Origin of the sequence: Spirosoma sp. 48-14 (assembly GCF_001898575.1) — a bacterium.
Classification (GTDB): Bacteria; Bacteroidota; Bacteroidia; order Cytophagales; family Spirosomataceae; genus Spirosoma.
Map to the genome: position 1 here is coordinate 217,206 of NZ_MKUD01000045.1, position 18,015 is coordinate 235,220.

Genomic DNA, 18,015 nt, shown 5'->3' on the forward strand with positions numbered 1-18,015 from the left:
CAGTTTTTCAGTGAAATCAGAATCGGAAACCAAGCGACACGTAAGGTAAGGTTGATTCATCGGAAAAACCAACGGATGCCGTTATCGTAAGTAATTGAGCTGGATTCATATAGAGCCCTGCTCCATAGCCGTCATGCCAGCGATGCGACGATTCTCCGTTGAGCCATACCCGACCTACATCATTGAACGCCAGTAAGCCTACACTGGCTGGAAACAGAAAGGACCGAAAACTAAACAGCTTCAGCCGGGCTTCGATGTTATGATAGATCAGGTGATTTCCCGCAAATCGATACGTCCGAAACCCGCGAAGGTTGTCTTGGCCACCCAGGTAGAGCAACTGGTAAAAAGCAGGGTTTCCGTACGTCAGTCCGCCACCAATTCGGTTGGAAATGACAAACCGGGCGGCTGGGCTGAAACTGGTATAGATGCTTAGATCGGTGCGGAATTGCAACAGGTTATTGCTTTTTTCGTCGAACCCCTGCAAAGCCAGGACCGTCGTGTTCCAGTGCAGGCCCCGCGAAGGTTGTACAGGGTTATTCCGGTTGTTGATCAATAGTCCAGCCTGTAGCCCTACGTAGCTCTCCTGCTGCAGAAAACGTTCCTGAGGAGGCAAATCGGCCAGGTACTTCTCAATAAATCGACCGCCATTATCGCCTTGGTTAAGGCTGAAATGCTGAAAAACAGGACCAACCGACAATTCCATATGGTTGCCGGTTTGGGGTTTTAGCAAGGCCGCAATATTAATCAGATCGTAGCGAGTACGGTAATACCGGATCGAATGACTTTTGTCGTAGGCCGTTTCGTTGCCAGGGCCGAAAAAGTTGGTTACGTTGTCGGGAGCTTTCGAAAAGGCACTGAGCCATAGATCATTTTTGCCGATCAGGTCTGTAAAAATACCGTCGTATTTGATCGACATGGCTTCGGTAGCCAGTGAACGGGTTATCATCAGGCGGTTCATGGCCGCATAAGGCGCTTTACGAAACCCCTGTTTGGTCCACTGAACCCCTGCCCCCAGAATCAGGCCATCGTCCGGGTTAAAACCGATCGTTGCTAACGGAGCCACCCGATCATACTTGAAAGCATGCGAGTCGTACTGGTTTACGGCCTTATCCGTCGAACGGCGGTCGATCAGCTTACCCGCTTCGGGCAGTACATTGGCTTCGGTACGTACGTCATAGATATGTGGTTTTCCCGGCTGCCCTTCTACGGTAAACACATCTTCGCCTTTGCCGCCGATAAGCCGCACCCGAATATGAGCAGGCTGGGTGCCAACGACCTCGAACCGATCATCGCCTTTACGACCGTACAACCGAACCTCATCCGTTACCCGTCCATCAAACTCCCGACGATACAGTGGCGAATCGTCTACCCCATTTCGGGTGATTTTGAAGATGGAAACCGTCAGCTTATTGTCGGGCAGGTGTTCGATGCGGAACAGTTCGGCCTTATCCGAACCGGGAATATCGACTACTTTGGCTAAAAAGCGATAATAGGTTAGCCCTTCTTTCAGAAGCCATTCCCGCCGACTTTTCAGCGTTTCCAGCAATTTCTGTCCAGTTTTTTTCTGAGATGCTTCGGGCAACTGCCGGATAGCCTGTTCCAGTACCTCGTCCGTTAAGGCATCGTGCAGTTTCTTTAGCTCCACCGTCCAATCTTGTTCGGTCAGGCTGTGTAAAAATAACCGGTCGAAATAGCGGCCATTAAACATAAACCCATTTACATTTGGCAGCTTAGCGGTAAACCCCTGAAACTTAGGCTGTATCCAGGGTAGTGAGCCAATCGTTGGCAGGAGTCCGTTTGCCCGAAAAAACACCTGGTCACGGTCGCGGGGGATGGGGTAATAGAGCTTACCTTTATCCTGTTTTCGACTTCCCCAGCGCCATTGATCTTCGTGACGGTCCCAGTCGCCCATGAACAAATCGAGCATCCGCGCCCGCAGTACCGCCTTCTCATCGACCCGATTGTCATTATCGTTTTCCAGTGCGTCCAATACTTTGGGCGTACTGACCGACTTACTATCGCCAGGATTTCGCTCTTCGAACAGGAAAACACCATTCCCAAAATCAGCCTGATAAATACCCAGAGCAGGATCGTCGGGTAGATACACCACACGAGGATTGGCATGGGGAACCCCAGCCGCCTGCGCCAGAATGGGGACAGCTAAGGGCGCGAATGGATAACCCGCCGATATTTCGTCTTGTAAGACATCTTTGGCAATGGTCTGCTGCAGGATACGAGGAAGTGCTTTTGCCGGGTCCTTCTGAATACTTCGTAATACCCACTCCCGGCCAATAGAGTCCTCGATTCGTAGCGATTTGGTTTGGAAACCTCCCCCACGCTGTAAAATTTTGAATCCGCCCATCGTGCGCCTGATATCGAAAACCGGCAACTTCACGGTCGAAGCCCACTCCGTCCGGTAATTCGTACCCAGCAACCAACGATGGACGCGTCCAACACGTTCGTATTCAGGCGCAATGGCTACTTGTACGCTATCGGGCCAGTTGGGTCGTTGCCCATTTGCTGTTACGGTATCGACTTTCGTTGGAACTGTAAACAACGTAGCGGTATGCGCTTCAGTAGCCTTTGCCTGTTCATCGACGGTATAAAAAGTAGCGTTCAGCCTGCCATTAGCCAGTAAGTCCAGTACGACATACCCCCAATCGCTGCTGACAAACTGAGCTAGCTTACCCTGCTTTACGCGTTCACGATTTATGCCTGATCCACTCACAATGTAGTTTCGCGACCCATCCACAATATGCTGTAAAGCATGATCATGCCCGGCTACGAACACCACATTTGGCGCAGGAGCCATTGCCCGCTCAAACGCTTTCACCATCAGTTGATAGCTGGGGTTGGGAAGGTCCTGAATATTACCGAACACACCCCGCACCAACGGATAAATGGAGCCGATTACGGGTAAGGGAATATACAACCCCGACGAGAACTCGGTGAGCGGAAAAATGTGCTGTTTCAGCGTATAGTAGCCACCGTGAATACCATAGCTGCGCATGGGATGGTGCGTTGCCAGAATGATTCCCTTGCCCTTGTTCCGGTAGGCAATATCCGACAGGCGGGCCAACACTTCGTCCTCACTTTTGCAGGCGCAATCCGACTCAACCCCCGGTTTGGCATACGGATGCAGCCACCATTGCGTATCGACCACCACCAGCACCAGATTAGCCCCCAGAGGGATTTCTTCCGGTCCGGGACAACCGCCCGATGGTACCATTCGGATGGTAGGCACCTGTAAACTATCGAGCCATTCGCCCTGCCGTTTGATACGCTCCCAACCATCCGGCCGCCCCTTCGACCAGTCGTGATTGCCGGGAATAAAAAGTACGTTTCCAGCTTTACCCAATCCAGGCCGGGCCAATCCAGGCCGGGCCTGATACGCCAGTACAGCGACAAGTGAATCATAACCGGGACTGCCTTTCTCGGGAAGACCGTAGGTATACACATTATCGCCCAGATATAGCAGCGTTGTGCGGGAATCGTTCAGGTTATAGCGGCTGGATACGGCATCCACGACCGGATTTTTACCGTTTCGTAAACGACCGGCATCGCCAATCAGGATCACCCGCTGCCGGATCGAATCGCCAGCAGGGGTTGTCTTTACCTGTGCGTACGTTGCAATAACACTACTACAAAGGCATAGCAAACCCATCAGCCCATACCCTGCTTTTTGTACTCGTTTCATGGTTCTGGCCTGTTGTTACGCCTTGTAATTGATACCCACCCGAAGCGCTTTCAGGTTAAATACGCCCTGCATGGGTTGCAGATTGAGGAATTCTATCTCTGGCTTCAAGTCGCCACTCGCCTGTAACCGTTCGATTTGTGCGATGTAATCACCAATTTCAGAGATATGGCTATAGACCAGCGCGATGGTGTCGGGTTGGGTCAGCCGTTGGCCGGTCCCTTCTACCAAGGCTTTATCGATTCGCTTTTTAACAACCTCATACCGAATGCTATAGGATCCTTCCACATCAAATCGGCGTTCATCCTGCCGAAAACCAATATCGACCGGGTGCGCATGCGCCAGAATGAGTTGCGTCGTTTTCAGCGGTAAAGGTAACTCAGGAAGTAGCTTCTGCGTCAGACGGGCCGTTTTTACCATCGATGACAATTGCCATTCGATCAACTGCCGATGAATCGGACGTGCAAACGGTTTATCGGGGGCAATAGACTGACCTATATAGATCGTATACTCAGTGCCATCAGTACGATAGCGCTCAAAGTAGTGCGGATAAATTGTCTGTAGCTGTTTTTCTTCCTGATTAATATAGTCGTTTACAGTTGCGTTGAGTTTATCCATCGTCAGCTCATACCGTTTCAACGCCCGGTTGAATAACCCGGTCAAGGGATCGATTTGCGCAAAATAAGCTTCCAGATCAGGCAATAATGGATGATGCTCCAGCATAAGCTGACGCAGATACGGATTTATGGTATTGACCAAAAAGAGACCTATCTCCTGCTCATCCTCAGCAGCCATCCCCTCTTGTAGCCGTTTCTGACAGGCATAGTTTTCGAGCCGGAGTTGTTCGGGGCGCTCCTGCTGAGGAGGGAAATGGGCGTGCATAAAAATAGCCTCCACCGCCAGCAACTGATCGGCTAAATCCTTCCGAACCGACTTGTGCCGCTCAACCGACGAATTCCGAATATCGACTGCCCCGTAGAGCGGATAGACCTGTTCGAACCGTACGGGTGTCAGTTGCTCCGTCGAATCGCCCGATCGGCTGCGTCGTAGTTCTTCCCAGGCTTCTTTATAAAACCGCCACTCGACAGCAGGTTGCAACGACGTGAACTTCGTCCGAACCAACTGCTCAATTTCAGCCTTGAACTGATTTAGTTGATAGCGGAGCAGTTCCTGCACCAGCGGCTTAATGCGCTCGATGATCTTCAACACTTTATCGTCAAAGGCATCCGGCTGCGAACTGGCCATTTCCAGAATCCCCAGCTCTTCGTTGGCCATCACGATGGGGTATACCAGCAAACTCCGAATATTCCGTTCGGTCAATGCCTTAGTCTCCGCTTCGGGCAATCCCTGCAAACCCGCAAATACATACGGCACCGGATTCTTCATTAGTTTAGCCGCCAGCGCCTGCGTATCCGGATCGTTAAACTCATCCATCACATTGACCGCATTGCGCATAAAAATGCTGCGTTTTTTCCCTTCAGGATGTTGGACAAAATGTCCGTTTATTTGCGGCAGCGGCATCAGACTAATCTGCAAATCCGGTCGGCCACACAGATTCCGCATCGCCGTTTCGAACCGACGGTAAATCACTGGCTCCGTATCCGACTGAAGGTGTACAAACACATCCTCCAACTGCCGGATGGTTTCCGTTTCGGTGATGTCTTCGATTCGAAAAAAGGAAAATCCTTCGAATATAAATCGGTCCAGCGGCAGGGCATCGTCCCCTTGTGGCAACGGTCCTAGTCCGTTCGCAAAATCAACCCAGGCCGATTTTAAGGGCGGTAATTCCCCTTCGATGCGCGGTTCGAAAAACGACGCGTCGACCTCCATCTGGTAATAACGCATCAAGCTGTCCTGCTCTTTTTCAAAATGCATGGTCGGCCCGCAGGCTTCATTGGTTTTGATTCCGTAACACCTGTCGAGAATGAGTTGATAGAGGTAAAATTTCTTTTTCTCCCACTGAATCTGATCAGGCGCTTTGTGAAGAAAATCAGGCGTCTTTCTAATCAACGCTTCAAAAGCCGATGAATAGTAAAAAAACGTGAGCGGCAACGGGAGTCCAAACGCAAAGGGAATTGGTCGGGTCTGCGAGAGCGGGAGCATTGCCATACTCACCAACTGAAATAACTCCGTTAACTGCACTTCGCTCAATCGAAGCTCCGGTGAGTCGGTCAGCGCATCTGCCGCCATAAATCGGTCGATCAGATATGTATACAACCGGGATAACTCCGTAGCGGAGGAAAATTTTTGTTGCTGTGCTTTCAGAAACGCCACAAAGGGTCGAAACGAAAGCCGAAAATCAACCGGCAGATCAACAACCGGCGGAATGGTAAAAATTGCTTCCATAGAGGATGTATGGTTACGAACCAGACGTTTGTACACACTAGCCGGGTTCGGTTCATTGACTGAGTTGGCGCTAAACCCGTCTGATCGTATACGACGACAGCATTCAGCCTTGGCAATTCATAGATACATGTGGATTATGCACTAAAAATCAGACGCTTTCAAATGCAAATAAGTAATTAGTAATCATGTCGATAACTATGCCTTTGTGCCGATTGGCAAAAGCATCGAACGCTTCTTCGCTCATGTGCCAGATTCGGATATGCATCGCCTTACTGATGAATAGGAACTGAATATTAGACACAATCATCACCATGAGGTGCATAGCTTCGATAGAGCGAATGTGCCCAAGTGCCGCTTCCCGGCGAAGCTGTTCATCAAATACGGATTGCTGAAATTGCTTTCGGGCTTCCACGGCATTCGCCATACGTTCGGGATTCCGATGAATCTCGTTCATGACAAAAATGCAGAGACTGGGGTTGCTCTTCATCAGTTGAAAATCATGCTCCACTAGCTCAGTAATTTTCTCACGCAAGCCAATCGGCTTGTTCAGAATGCAGAACATGCCTTCGAAAAACAACTGGATCAGTTCATCGAAAATGCTGATAAATAGCTTTTCCTTGCTACGGAAATAATAGTTAGTCAGCGCGATATTGATACCGGCAGCTTCGGCAATGTCCCTTGAGGTAGTACCGTCAAACCCTTTCTCCAGAAAGACCTGGCGGGCCGCTTCCCGAATTCGCTCTTCCGTATTTTTTGAGGGGCTACAACGCATAATCGTACTAGTTTTTAGGTCAGGACAAGGGAGTTAAGCATTTTAAATCCTGTTTTAAACAAACGTTTAAATTTTAAGGAAAGGTTCACTCCCGCTAGGCTATCAGGGATCGATGGTCGATTTCACCCGCAAACGGCACATTGACTCCCCATAAGTCCTCAGGGGTAATTGTAGCTCGTTGTGCTGGGTTGTTCGGGTATGCCTGTCGTCTGCTGCTGGGCATAACCCACGAAAAGCTGTATCTTTGCAAATGATTGATTGCTTATGAACGCCACTTTTGCTACTACCATTTTTCGCCAGAGTATTCAGGACTATCACCTGACCGATCAGGTCGATACGCCTATCAACAACCCCTATTCATCCAACGATGTCGCGCATTTGCTATATCAGAAAAACTGGATCGATACCGTCCAATGGCATCTTGAAGACATCATTCGCAGCCCAACGATAAGCCCGAGCGAGTTAGTAGCGATTAAACGCCGAATCGACCAGTCGAATCAGGATCGTACGGACACAGTAGAACTCATCGATAGCTGGTTCTCAGCACGTTTTGCTGGCATTACTCCCAAATCGTCGGCCCGAATGAATTCTGAAACACCGGCCTGGCTCCTTGACCGCATGTCGATTCTCCAATTGAAGCTTTACCACTTCAACGAGCAAGTCGACCGTCCGGACGTATCAGAAGAGCATCGCCAGAAAGCACAACAGAAACTGACTGTGCTCCTTGAACAGGAAGGTGATCTGGCCCGCTGCTTCGACGAGCTTCTGGAAGATATTCAGAACGGCGATCGGTATATGAAAGTGTACCGGCAAATGAAAATGTACAACGACCCGACGCTGAATCCGATCTTATACGGACAAGCGTAAGGTATAGGATGTATGCTAGAGGGTATATGATGTAAGTCGGATGAGCATGACTTGATACTGGTTCATACATCATACTTCATACATCCTGTACCATATAGCCTATACTATACATTGAAAAAGAGTCTGCTCCTGCTTCGGTTTTCGGCTATGGGTGATGTAGCCTTACTAACCCCTGTCATTCAAGCGTTTACATCACGCTATCCCGACGTAGGCATTACCCTGGTGACTCGGCAGAAGTTTGCCGTTTTTTTTGCCCAGTTTCCGAACGTACGTGTGGTTGGGGCTGATTTCGATGGCCGACATAAGGGGTTGAAAGGTCTGGTTCAACTATTTACTGAACTCCGTGCGCTAGGGCCGTTCGATACCTTGGTCGATGCCCATCAGAATTTACGATCTGGTGTCCTGAAGGCTCTTTTCCAGGCAGTTGGTACGCCCTCGGCAACCATCGATAAAGGGCGAAGCGAAAAAAAGGAACTGACTCGAAAGGAAGGAAAAATACGTCGTCAACTTCTACATACTGTTGAACGCTACGCCCAGGTTTTCGACATAGCCGGATTTACTCTCCAACCTGCAAAACCATTCCGATTCCAACTCGTAGCCTCTGCCAGCGACGAACTGGCCTCGTTTCTGGCCCAACAATCGATTCAGTCTGGCACACGCTGGTTAGGTATTGCGCCTTTTGCACAACACGAACAAAAGATGTGGCCATTCGAACGGTTGGCTCCTTTGCTCAACCAACTGTATACAGACACACCGGTTACTGTTTTTCTGTTTGGAGGTGGCTCACAGGAAATCACCCAACTGGAAACACTACAGCAACAATACCCACAAGCCATTCTGGTAGCTGGTAAACTTGGTCTGGCGGCTGAGCTAATGCTTATCCAACGATTGAACGGGATGCTATGCATGGATTCGGGCAATATGCACCTGGCGGCCCTAAGCGGTGTACCCGTCCTGTCAATCTGGGGCGCTACGCATCCTGATGCGGGTTTTGGCCCCTGGGGGCAGGGGGATGACGCCATTCTGCAAGTTTCTACCGAAATACTTCCCTGCCGACCCTGTTCTGTTTTTGGCAATAAGCCCTGCTGGCGTGGCGATTTAGCCTGCCTCCACATGATTGCCGTAGAGACAGTGGCCGATCGGGTAAAACAGATGCTTAATCAGGAAAAATGATTGACCCTAACATATCCGCTAAGGAAGTTTCTCACGTAAAATTTGTAAAATCAACGCCTGGCCCATTTTAAGTTCGGCTATTTCCTGACGCATTTCGTTTTGATTAGCTTCAAACTGACCAAAGCGGGTATTCACCTCATCAAAGCGAGCATTTACTTCGCCAAAGTGAGTATCCACTTCGTTAAACCGAGCATCTACTCCGTCAAACCGAGTATCTACTCCATTAAAACGAGCATCTACTCCGTCAAAACGAGCATCTACTCCGTCAAAACGAGCATCTACTCCATCAAAACGAGTACTCACTTCATTAAATCGGGTATCTACCCACTCAAACTGTTGTTTTGTAGTTACTGTTAGATTAGCAATCGCTCTGGCTGTTCTATCACTAGCTACTTTAAGAACAGCTACGTCGCTATCAATCCTGCTGACTGTACTATCAAGCCGCACGACCGTATCAACAACTTGAACCAGTGTCTCTTTAGTTAAATTAAGTTCAGCTTTCGTATCGATAACCAGATCAATAATCTTTCCATTCGATTCAATTAATCGATCCACTTTCTGGATAACTTCAGCCAGTTCAGGTTCAATCTGATCAAGTCTTTTTTCAGGCGTCATAGGGTGATTAGGTATATTAATCCTATACTTTAAGATTAATGCCTTAAATATAGACAATAAATACAAAATCGCCTACAAAAGGCTGCTTATCATGAATCTTTTCATCTCAAAAATTCTTCTTTATCCGCAGTTCTTTTACTTCGAAATCGAACGAAAGGTTATTCATACACTTGAAGTGCTTCATAGGGCAAGTGCCCGAGCTACCCGTTGTGCAGGGACGACAGGGCAGGCCAAGCGTTTCGAGCCGAACGTGCGGAGTTTTATATGGATAATAGCCAAATTGAGGAGTGGTGCCACCCCAAATTGAGTACACTTTTTTACGAAAGGCAGCCGCTATGTGCATCAGTCCCGTATCATGGCTAAACACAACCCGCGCCCGCTGAATAAGCGACGCTGATTGGTTCAGGTTGTAATGACCACAGGCGTTATAAATCTGCCGTTCACCAATCGCCTTTACGATCTGGTCACCAATTTTACGATCGTTTTTATCGCCCAGTAGAACAATGGGATAATTGATTTTCAGGCACAATTCAATCATCCGTAACACAGGCAGCCGACACGTTGGGCTCTGTCCACCAATAGCATACGCAACAAAGTCGTGCTGATGCGTTTCGGGAAGCCAGTCGATTTCGACCTCATCCTTGTACGGGATAAAGTAATTCAGCCCCCGACCATCATTCTCAACACCAAGTGGCAGAACGGTGGCCATATACCGATCTACGATGTGTTGCTCCGTCATGGCGTTGATCTTCCATCGCACATACAACCACTGTCGGAACGTCTGCTTTTCAACACTAAAGGAACGACACCCTACAGCTACCTTGATCAGGCTGGTCAGGAACGTATTTTGCAGGTCGATTATATAATCGAATTGCTCAGCCCGCAGCTCCCGAATCAGCGCGTACAGGTTTCCATCGTAATAATGATGACCAGTAAGGTAGGGGTTGTAATCGATAATAGCTTGATACGACTGTCTTGTACAAAAATGCAGGTCCACCTGAGAGAGCTGGCGCTTCAGACAACGCACAACAGGACTCGTCAGCACAACATCGCCGATTGAAGAAAGCTGCAAAATTAGTAGTTTAACCGGGCGCGTCATGCTGTTGTCATTTGCACAAAAATATCTGATTTACACGAAGTCACCAAACCGGTTGCTAAGTCAGATATGGCCCTAAAATTGCCACCAGCGCGGCTGATTAGGCGTCCGGTATAAACTATTTTCGCATACTACACAGTTCGAAGGAATAGGGATATTGACTGGCGGATCGGCGTCGGGAGGCCCTTGCCCATTGCTTCTGTCAATATTGACATACTGTTCCGAAAGTCCGGTAGCACCGAAGTATCCATACACTATGGTCGTCGGATCATTCACGCAATGCAGATTACTGGGAGCCGAGGCAGGAGCTGCATCAAACAAACCACCCGTATTATTCACCAGACCGCGAACACTCTTCCAGAAATCATACGCCCCCTTACTCAACGATTGCTGCTGGATTTCCAGATAATACTTACTTTTTGATTTATACGGCACGCGCATAATAAACTGCCGACTGATGGACTGCCCGTTAATATTGGCATCTGAAATCACATTAATACAATTGTAACAGCGGGTAATGTCCCAGCAATTTGAGCAACAGCCCAAGCCCGTTACAGTATTCGTATTGGGCACTTCTCGCTTGTAACAGACGGCCGTGAATTCATAATGAGTCCAGTCCCACCGATAGAAGTTCCCCGCAGCTTCCGGGTCTTTTGTGTCCAGGTATACATTCCACCCCTGTCGTTTTGCCAGACTGCTCGTTCCGGGTTCAACTGTATACTCGTAATATACTTTCTGAATGGGTGGTGCTGCCGTCAGCACTTCAGGCTCCGATTCGTATTTTTTTCCTGATTTTGTTTGAATGGTTAGTTTATAACTACGCCCTACTACCCCCTTGATACCCGTCGCCGATGTCACATAGACCCCGCCCGAGCTTTGCTCTTTCAGCACCTCCTGATTACCCTGATTATCCGAAATGGTTACCGTAGCGCCCGTTTCGAGTAGGTTCAGGCTTTTATACGAATAATCGGCCGTTCGGGTCAATTTAACCGAGTAAGGCCCTGGCTGATCGGTAATTTGCCCCTCCACAACAAGCGAAGCCGGTATACTGACCGCATCGGGCTGGAACTCTGTTACGCAGGAAGCCACAAATACCAGCCAAAAGAAAGAGCGAAAGAGTGACTGAGTGAACGAGCGAACGGCTGACGCACCAGCAAAAACCATTCGCTCGTTTACCATCCGTTGCCGCACTCGTTTAGTGAATCGTTTCATCAGAATTTGAAATTATAGGTCAGAGATGGAAACGCGGTGCCGAAAATGGATAGTTTATACGCATCACTGGCCGAAGCTGGACTTAGCTTATAAAAAATGGAATAGGCATTTTTATGGGCGTATACATTATATACCGAAAACACCCAGCTACTCTGATTCCGCTTTTTCTTGTCCGGGTTTTGCTCAAACGTCATGGAGAAATCAAGGCGGTGATAATCTGGTACGCGCTGCTGATTTCGATCCAGGTATATTGGAACCTGTACGCCACCGATTCGGGAAATTGCTGCGGGTTGCGTGGTTGGACGTCCAGTGCTGTACGTAAAATTGAGCGACATACTGAACCAGGCTGTCGGGCGATGCGTGGCCAGAATGTTGATCGTATGCGGTTTATCGTAATTGGCTGGATACGGATTGCCGTTGTTCACCCGTTCGCTGGCAAAAGGGCTGTCCATCGTGAGGAAGGTCCGGGCAAAGGTGTAGCTCATAAAGCCTGTCCAGCGCCCCTTATTTTTCCGTAACAGCCCTTCCAATCCATATGCGTGACCACTTCCCTGCACAATCTGGGTTTCAACCGCCTGGGCCAGTTGAAGTTCGGCCCCATCCCGATAGTCGATGGCATTGGTCAGCGTCTTGTAATACACCTCTCCCGAAACTTCGAACGCATTGTCGGGTGTATTCCGAAAATACCCCAGCGACCATTGATCAGCAATGACAGGTTTGGTATACAGATCGCTCAGGTGCCAGCGCGACGTAGGCAGGGCGGCTGTTGTATTGGTTACCTGCTGAATATATTGTCGTAAACGGCTATAGCCCGCTTTTATTGATTTTCCCTCGCCTACCGACCACCGTAATGCCAGCCGAGGCTCCAGCCCGCCCATTGTATTATAAATTTTACCAGCCCCGTATGTCTTTGTCGACGTTACAGTCTCGTCCTGACGCGGGCCATTTTCCTGGTACGTTCGTACGGTAGCCGGTCCTCGATTCAGCAAGGTAGAATACCGCAACCCGGCAATGAGCGATACGTCGGCATTCAGCTTCCATTCGTCCTGAATGTAAGCGGCTAGTTCATAGGCCTGTTCCTGGGCTATATCGATCGGCAAAATGTTGGAGTACGGCCCCGGAATTCGGGTATTGGGCTGGATGGAATAGTCAATAGCACTAATCCCTCCCTGCCACTGATGGGTCTCATTCAGTGTATAGGTCAGATCTGATTTGATTTGCCGATGCCAAACGCCCGATTTTAAATCAAACGCGTTGGCCGAATCGGGTACCGACAAATCGGCCTTGTAGTGGCTAAAAATGACCGATGTAGCCAGGTTCAGTTGCTTACTCATAAAGTAATTCCAGCGAACCGAGCCAGTCATTGTCTGGTAATTGAACTTCGTTGACGACGCATTGATCTCCTGACCCGATAGCGAATCGGATGCTAGTTTGAACACATCTGTACTGACATAGCCCGTAAATGTGATCGTATTTTTCTCGCTGGGCTGGTACTTAAGCTTGGTCGTTACATCGTAGAAATTAGCCGTTGTGCCGCGTAAATTGGGGGGAGCCAGCTTAAAAAGGAAGTCGTTGAACGAGGCCCGGACGGCAGCCAGAAATGAGAGTTTATTCTTGACAATAGGCCCTTCTACGCCCAGACGGCTCGAAATAAGACCAATACCGCCATTGATTCCCCACTTCTGCGCATCCGGCTCTTTGATTTTCACATCCAGCACCGACGAGGCCCGGCCACCATAGGCTGCCGCAACCCCTCCCCGATTCAGCGTTACGTCGCGCACGACGTCGGGGTTAAACACTGAGAAGAATCCCATCAAATGCCCTGAATTGAATACCGGGGCATCATCGAACAAAATCAGGTTCTGATCCGTACTTCCTCCACGCACGTTGAAACCAGGCGCTCCCTCACCCACGGTTGTGACCCCAGGTAGCAGCAGCAGACTTCGCACAACATCGACCTCACCCATCAGTGGCGGAATTCGTCGAATGCTTCGGATGGTCAACTGCGAGACTCCCATTTCAACCTTTCGCACATTCCGGTCGGGGGCTTCGCTCGTCACGACGACCTCCTCCAGATCTTTGGAGTCATCATCCATCATTACTTCGCGAAAAAGGGTACTATTCAGCACGATTGTATCCTGACGCGATCGGTAGCCTACATGGGAAAACCGCAGAACGTACTTGCCAGGTGGAAGTTGTACGGTGTAGAATCCATCTTTAGCGGTCACATACCCTTTCGATACATTCAGTACAACGATGTTTACCCCCTGAATGGGTTTGCTGGTTTTGGCATCCTTAACATAACCCGTAGCTGAAAAGGTTGCTGAAGCGCTATTGGTGTTTGGCCTTTGCTGGGCAAAAGCCCCGTTGAGTACACAATAGAAAACGAACAGTACAGGTAATAACCGCATAGAGCCGGGTTTAGGATGCGCAGGATAGAATCAGATTAGTTATCGGGGAACCTTACAAACATAAAGAGCTAATTCGCTGGATTTACCCTCTTTACGTTCTTATTAACTGATAATTAATCCTAATCGATCCTGCCTTTCTCCTACTTACGCAACCGCTCCCGACGCCGTTGCAGGTAGTCGGTCATTTCCTGAAGGGTAAGCGCATTAAATGTCATAGCTTTCGTCAGGCCACCTTTTCGACCAACGGCGACACCGTAATGCATATCCAAGAGACCGGCCAGATCATGTGCGTCGGGGTTGATACTTAACATCACTCCCTGCTGCATGGCGTAGTCGATCCAGCGCCAGTCGATGTCGAGTCGGTAGGGGCTTGCGTTGATTTCAATAACAACGTTATGCTCGGCACAGGCATCAATGATGGCCCGGTGATCGATGGGATACCCTTCGCGGGCAAGCAGCAGACGACCTGTCGGGTGGCCCAGAATGGTTGTGTATGGATTTTCGATAGCCTTCAATAAACGCGTGGTGGCTTTTTCGAGCGACATGGTCAGGGTCTGGTGTACCGAAGCGACGACATAATCAAATGTAGCCAGGGTAGCGTCGTCGTAATCGAGTGAGCCATCGCCCAGAATATCGGATTCGATACCTTTGAAAATGTGAAAGTCAGCCCCAAAACCGGCGTTTAGCTGATCAATTTCGGCCTGCTGTTGTCGAACCCGATCAGCATCGAGGCCATTGGCGTACGAAGCCGTTTTGGAATGATCGGCAATACCAAAATAAGTCAGACCTAATTCACGGCAATAGGCAGCCATATCGGCTACCGACTGCTTGCCATCCGACCAGGTACTGTGATTATGAAGGGTTCCACGCAGATCATCCCAGGTTACTAACTCATCGCTCTGATGGTTAGCCGCCCAGCGAAACGCAAAGGCATCCTCCCGCATCTCAGGGACGATATAAGGCAATCCAGCACGGGCGTAAATAGCTTTCTCCAGTTCATCCGTTGTGCCCGTTGCGACTTCCGATAATACGCTGGAATAGGCCACCTGCAACAGCGATGCGCCCCCTGCCCCAACCTGCTGCAAATGCGATTCGGTAGCCGTTTGAATAAACAACTGCCGGTTCATCTGCTCGGCCGGATATAGGAGTAGCTCAACCTGCACATCAAAACCAGCGAGCTTTCCCCGCCAAACGAATGGCGACGACTCCTGTTGATTCTGCTCCAGATTAGGGAGGCTTTGCAGAGTCAGCATGGCCGAAAGCGGATCATTGGTTTGCACAAGCAGTTGCACGGTATCCACCTCCTGCGCTTTCCGACGTACCTGCCCACTGATTTCAACCCGCTCAAAATGGGCCGATAGCTGGTCATCTAATAGCTTTGCGATCAGGGCCGCTTTATCCATCCTGACCTTTCCCTGTTGTTCCTGTAAGAATTCCAGAGCCGCCAGAATTTTCTCCTGCGTACTGGCTCCAAAACCTTTTATTTTAGCAATCTCGCCATTCTCCCCCGCCCGTTGCAAGTCACGCAGGTTATCGATGCCCAATTCGCGCCAGAGCGTTCGTACCTTCTTAACACCCAGGCCTTTAATGCGAAACATATCCAAGACCCCTTCCGGTGTTTGGGCCAGCAATTCGTCTAGCTCTGTCAGACGGCCCGTTTCGGCAATTTCCCGGATTTTCTGGGCGACTGATTTGCCCACTCCCTGCAATTTGACCAACTCCTCAACGGGTAAATTGGCTAAATCGGCGGTCGATTTATCAAGATTGAACGCGGCTGTCTGATACGACCGGGTTTTAAATGCATCGCGGTCATGGAGTTCCATTAATCGGCCCGTCAGTTCGAGCAGATCAACGATTTCGGAATTAGTCATACAAAAAGGGCAATTTACTCCGCAAGTTAGGCAATCGGTCAGATTTCAGCAGCGCTCCGGACATGGCCAGCCTACCTTTACCCCATCAAAACCAATTAACCGATTCAACCTTAGGTCACTAATAAGTTATGGAACCGACTCAATCTAAATCCGAATACGATCCTTACCTGTGGAAACAAGCCAAAGCCCGCGCTGGTTTTCAGATGCATCTGCGTTCTTATTTCATCATCAATGCCGGATTATGGCTAATCTGGATTGTCAGTAATGTTACGATCCAGTCGTTTACGCGCTTTAGTTACCTATTCCCCTGGCCTATTTTCCCGATGCTGGGTTGGGGCATTGGCCTTGCCTCCCACTATTTCCATGTGTATCATGGTGGCAGCGAACGGTCGATGGTTGAAAAAGAATACCAGAAACTAGTACGGCAACAGGGGTAATAGTTACCGGACGCTCAAGAAGGTATCTGAATGAGTAAGGGCAGGTTTAAGAACCTGACTCCACGATGTGAGTCGAACTACACGTTAAGGGTTCGACTCACTTGTGTTGTTCACTGGTTAATCACCAGGCCATACTTTGTGAGCAGCCCCGGCAGATTGTGTAGTGAGAAACGCGCCTTTTTGAGTTTATTTTCTTCGGGGTCAATCACCAGATTGTATGAACTGGAAAAATCAGTCTGTGTCAGATCATTACCTTCGAACTTGGTCAGCTCCAGATTACAGTTTGTGAAGGCAGTTCCGGTCAATTCACAGTTTAGAAAAAAGGCTTCCCGTATCGAGCAATCGATAAACGAAGCCTTTTTTAATTTTCGGTTCAGAAAAACGGTGTAATCGAGTTGACACGCCTGAAAATCGACATGAAAACCAAATGGATTGCACACTCCGAAATCAACGTGAGCAAGCTGACAATTCGAGAACCGAACTTCGTAGAGCTTTGTGTTTTTCAATTGAACCCGCGTCAGGTTACAGGCTTCAAACCGACAATCAACAAAGCTGGCATTGTTGAGCATGGCCTGGGTCAAATCCAGCTTTCTGAACGTACACTGCTCAAACTCATGTCCAGACCACTGTTCAATCACCTTTGTCAGTGGGTCGAAAATCTGATCGTAGTATTCCATTTACCCGAATGCTAAACGGCTACCGGAGCTTTAATCGCTGGATAAGGATTGTAGTTTTCGAGTGTAAAATCGCCGTAACTGAAGTCGAAAATAGACCTTATGTCGGGGTTCAGGCGCATGGTTGGTAACGGACGAGGCTCACGGGAAAGCTGCGTTTCGACCTGCTCCAGATGGTTCAGGTATAGGTGCGTATCTCCGCCTGTCCAGATAAATTCGTGGGCAATATAACCGCACTCCTGCGCGATCATCATGGTCAGCAGGGCGTAGCTGGCGATATTAAAAGGGACACCTAGAAAGACGTCGGCACTACGCTGATAAAGCTGGCAGGAAAGCCTCCCATCGGCTACGTAAAACTGCATCAGCAAGTGGCAGGGGGGTAAAGCCATACTCGGTACGTCGGCGGGATTCCAGGCCGAAATAATCATCCGTCGGGAATCGGGTGAGTTTTTAAGTTGCTTCAGCACTTCCTGCAACTGATCGATGACTCGTCCGTCGGGAGCGGCCCAGCTTCGCCATTGTTTGCCATAAACAGGCCCCAGGTCGCCATTTTCGTCGGCCCATTCATCCCAGATCGATACACCATTGTCTTTCAGGTACTTGATATTCGTATCTCCTTTGATGAACCAGAGCAGTTCATGAATAATGGATTTGGTATGAACCTTTTTAGTGGTCAGGAGTGGGAAGCCATCTTCCAGATTGAAACGCATCTGATAGCCAAATACGCTGATCGTGCCGGTGCCGGTACGGTCTGTTTTGCGCGTGCCATGCTGAAGAATATGGCGAAGGAGGTCGTGATACTGTTGCATAATCAAAAGTCGGAAGTCGGAAGGGATAAGTCAACCGT

At 49.2% G+C, this 18,015-nt stretch carries 13 protein-coding genes; 3 read left to right on the top strand and 10 right to left on the bottom strand.

The features are described 5' to 3' along the window. Positions 1 to 16: 16 nt before the first annotated feature. The 3 genes from BGO59_RS23130 to BGO59_RS23140 form a co-directional block, all read right to left on the bottom strand. Complete coding sequence (locus BGO59_RS23130; RefSeq protein WP_293687178.1) at positions 17 to 3,697, bottom strand: BamA/TamA family outer membrane protein; 3,681 nt, start codon at positions 3,695 to 3,697, stop codon at positions 17 to 19. A gap of 15 nt (positions 3,698 to 3,712) precedes the next feature. Then, positions 3,713 to 6,040 (bottom strand): GAF domain-containing protein, encoded by a 2,328-nt coding sequence (locus BGO59_RS23135; RefSeq protein ID WP_293687180.1) that lies wholly within the window; start codon positions 6,038 to 6,040, stop codon positions 3,713 to 3,715. Between the two features lie 148 nt (positions 6,041 to 6,188). Then, the gene (locus BGO59_RS23140) at positions 6,189 to 6,812 is read right to left on the bottom strand and encodes a TetR/AcrR family transcriptional regulator (RefSeq protein ID WP_293687182.1); all 624 of its coding nucleotides are present in this window, start codon (positions 6,810 to 6,812) and stop codon (positions 6,189 to 6,191) included. 264 nt (positions 6,813 to 7,076) lie between these two features. Here BGO59_RS23140 and BGO59_RS23145 point away from each other — a divergent pair, with 264 nt between their 5' ends. After that, on the top strand, positions 7,077 to 7,679 hold the full coding sequence (locus BGO59_RS23145; RefSeq protein ID WP_293687184.1) for a DUF4254 domain-containing protein: 603 nt from the start codon (positions 7,077 to 7,079) through the stop codon (positions 7,677 to 7,679). Between the two features lie 111 nt (positions 7,680 to 7,790). Then, positions 7,791 to 8,852 carry a glycosyltransferase family 9 protein gene (locus BGO59_RS23150; protein ID WP_293687185.1) on the top strand — a complete coding sequence of 354 codons (1,062 nt, stop codon included), beginning with the start codon at positions 7,791 to 7,793 and terminating at the stop codon, positions 8,850 to 8,852. Positions 8,853 to 8,870: 18 nt separating this feature from the next. Here the strand turns inward: BGO59_RS23150 and BGO59_RS23155 are convergent, their stop codons facing one another. The 5 genes from BGO59_RS23155 to BGO59_RS23175 form a co-directional block, all read right to left on the bottom strand. Further along, a complete protein-coding gene (locus tag BGO59_RS23155; RefSeq protein WP_293687186.1) occupies positions 8,871 to 9,467 on the bottom strand; it encodes a hypothetical protein in 597 nt (198 codons plus the stop codon). 106 nt (positions 9,468 to 9,573) lie between these two features. Continuing rightward, a complete protein-coding gene (locus tag BGO59_RS23160) occupies positions 9,574 to 10,566 on the bottom strand; it encodes a glycosyltransferase family 9 protein (protein ID WP_293687187.1) in 993 nt (330 codons plus the stop codon). A gap of 72 nt (positions 10,567 to 10,638) precedes the next feature. Further along, on the bottom strand, positions 10,639 to 11,775 hold the full coding sequence (locus BGO59_RS23165) for a DUF4249 domain-containing protein (protein ID WP_293687189.1): 1,137 nt from the start codon (positions 11,773 to 11,775) through the stop codon (positions 10,639 to 10,641). Continuing rightward, a complete protein-coding gene (locus tag BGO59_RS23170) occupies positions 11,775 to 14,186 on the bottom strand; it encodes a TonB-dependent receptor (RefSeq protein ID WP_293687191.1) in 2,412 nt (803 codons plus the stop codon). The genes BGO59_RS23165 and BGO59_RS23170 overlap by 1 nt, the downstream gene beginning before the upstream one ends. Positions 14,187 to 14,326: 140 nt before the next feature. After that, on the bottom strand, positions 14,327 to 16,057 hold the full coding sequence (locus tag BGO59_RS23175) for a helix-hairpin-helix domain-containing protein (protein WP_293687193.1): 1,731 nt from the start codon (positions 16,055 to 16,057) through the stop codon (positions 14,327 to 14,329). A 128-nt stretch (positions 16,058 to 16,185) separates the two neighbouring features. On the opposite strand from BGO59_RS23175, the gene BGO59_RS23180 reads away from it, so the two are divergent. Continuing rightward, the gene (locus BGO59_RS23180) at positions 16,186 to 16,494 is read left to right on the top strand and encodes a 2TM domain-containing protein (RefSeq protein ID WP_293687195.1); all 309 of its coding nucleotides are present in this window, start codon (positions 16,186 to 16,188) and stop codon (positions 16,492 to 16,494) included. Positions 16,495 to 16,604: 110 nt separating this feature from the next. Here BGO59_RS23180 and BGO59_RS23185 read toward each other — a convergent pair whose 3' ends face one another. After that, a complete protein-coding gene (locus BGO59_RS23185) occupies positions 16,605 to 17,171 on the bottom strand; it encodes a pentapeptide repeat-containing protein (protein ID WP_293687197.1) in 567 nt (188 codons plus the stop codon). Between the two features lie 11 nt (positions 17,172 to 17,182). Continuing rightward, positions 17,183 to 17,977 (bottom strand): thymidylate synthase, encoded by a 795-nt coding sequence (locus tag BGO59_RS23190; protein WP_293687199.1) that lies wholly within the window; start codon positions 17,975 to 17,977, stop codon positions 17,183 to 17,185. Between the last annotated feature and the right edge of the window lie 38 nt (positions 17,978 to 18,015).

Coding starts and splice junctions, on each gene's coding strand:
- BGO59_RS23175 (WP_293687193.1), bottom strand. CDS start 16,057: ATGACTAATTCCGAAATCGTTGATCTGCTCGAACTGACGGGCCGATTA.
- BGO59_RS23155 (WP_293687186.1), bottom strand. CDS start 9,467: ATGACGCCTGAAAAAAGACTTGATCAGATTGAACCTGAACTGGCTGAA.
- BGO59_RS23135 (WP_293687180.1), bottom strand. CDS start 6,040: ATGGAAGCAATTTTTACCATTCCGCCGGTTGTTGATCTGCCGGTTGAT.
- BGO59_RS23190 (WP_293687199.1), bottom strand. CDS start 17,977: ATGCAACAGTATCACGACCTCCTTCGCCATATTCTTCAGCATGGCACG.
- BGO59_RS23170 (WP_293687191.1), bottom strand. CDS start 14,186: ATGCGGTTATTACCTGTACTGTTCGTTTTCTATTGTGTACTCAACGGG.
- BGO59_RS23180 (WP_293687195.1), top strand. CDS start 16,186: ATGGAACCGACTCAATCTAAATCCGAATACGATCCTTACCTGTGGAAA.
- BGO59_RS23145 (WP_293687184.1), top strand. CDS start 7,077: ATGAACGCCACTTTTGCTACTACCATTTTTCGCCAGAGTATTCAGGAC.
- BGO59_RS23140 (WP_293687182.1), bottom strand. CDS start 6,812: ATGCGTTGTAGCCCCTCAAAAAATACGGAAGAGCGAATTCGGGAAGCG.
- BGO59_RS23165 (WP_293687189.1), bottom strand. CDS start 11,775: ATGAAACGATTCACTAAACGAGTGCGGCAACGGATGGTAAACGAGCGA.
- BGO59_RS23130 (WP_293687178.1), bottom strand. CDS start 3,697: ATGAAACGAGTACAAAAAGCAGGGTATGGGCTGATGGGTTTGCTATGC.
- BGO59_RS23185 (WP_293687197.1), bottom strand. CDS start 17,171: ATGGAATACTACGATCAGATTTTCGACCCACTGACAAAGGTGATTGAA.
- BGO59_RS23160 (WP_293687187.1), bottom strand. CDS start 10,566: ATGACGCGCCCGGTTAAACTACTAATTTTGCAGCTTTCTTCAATCGGC.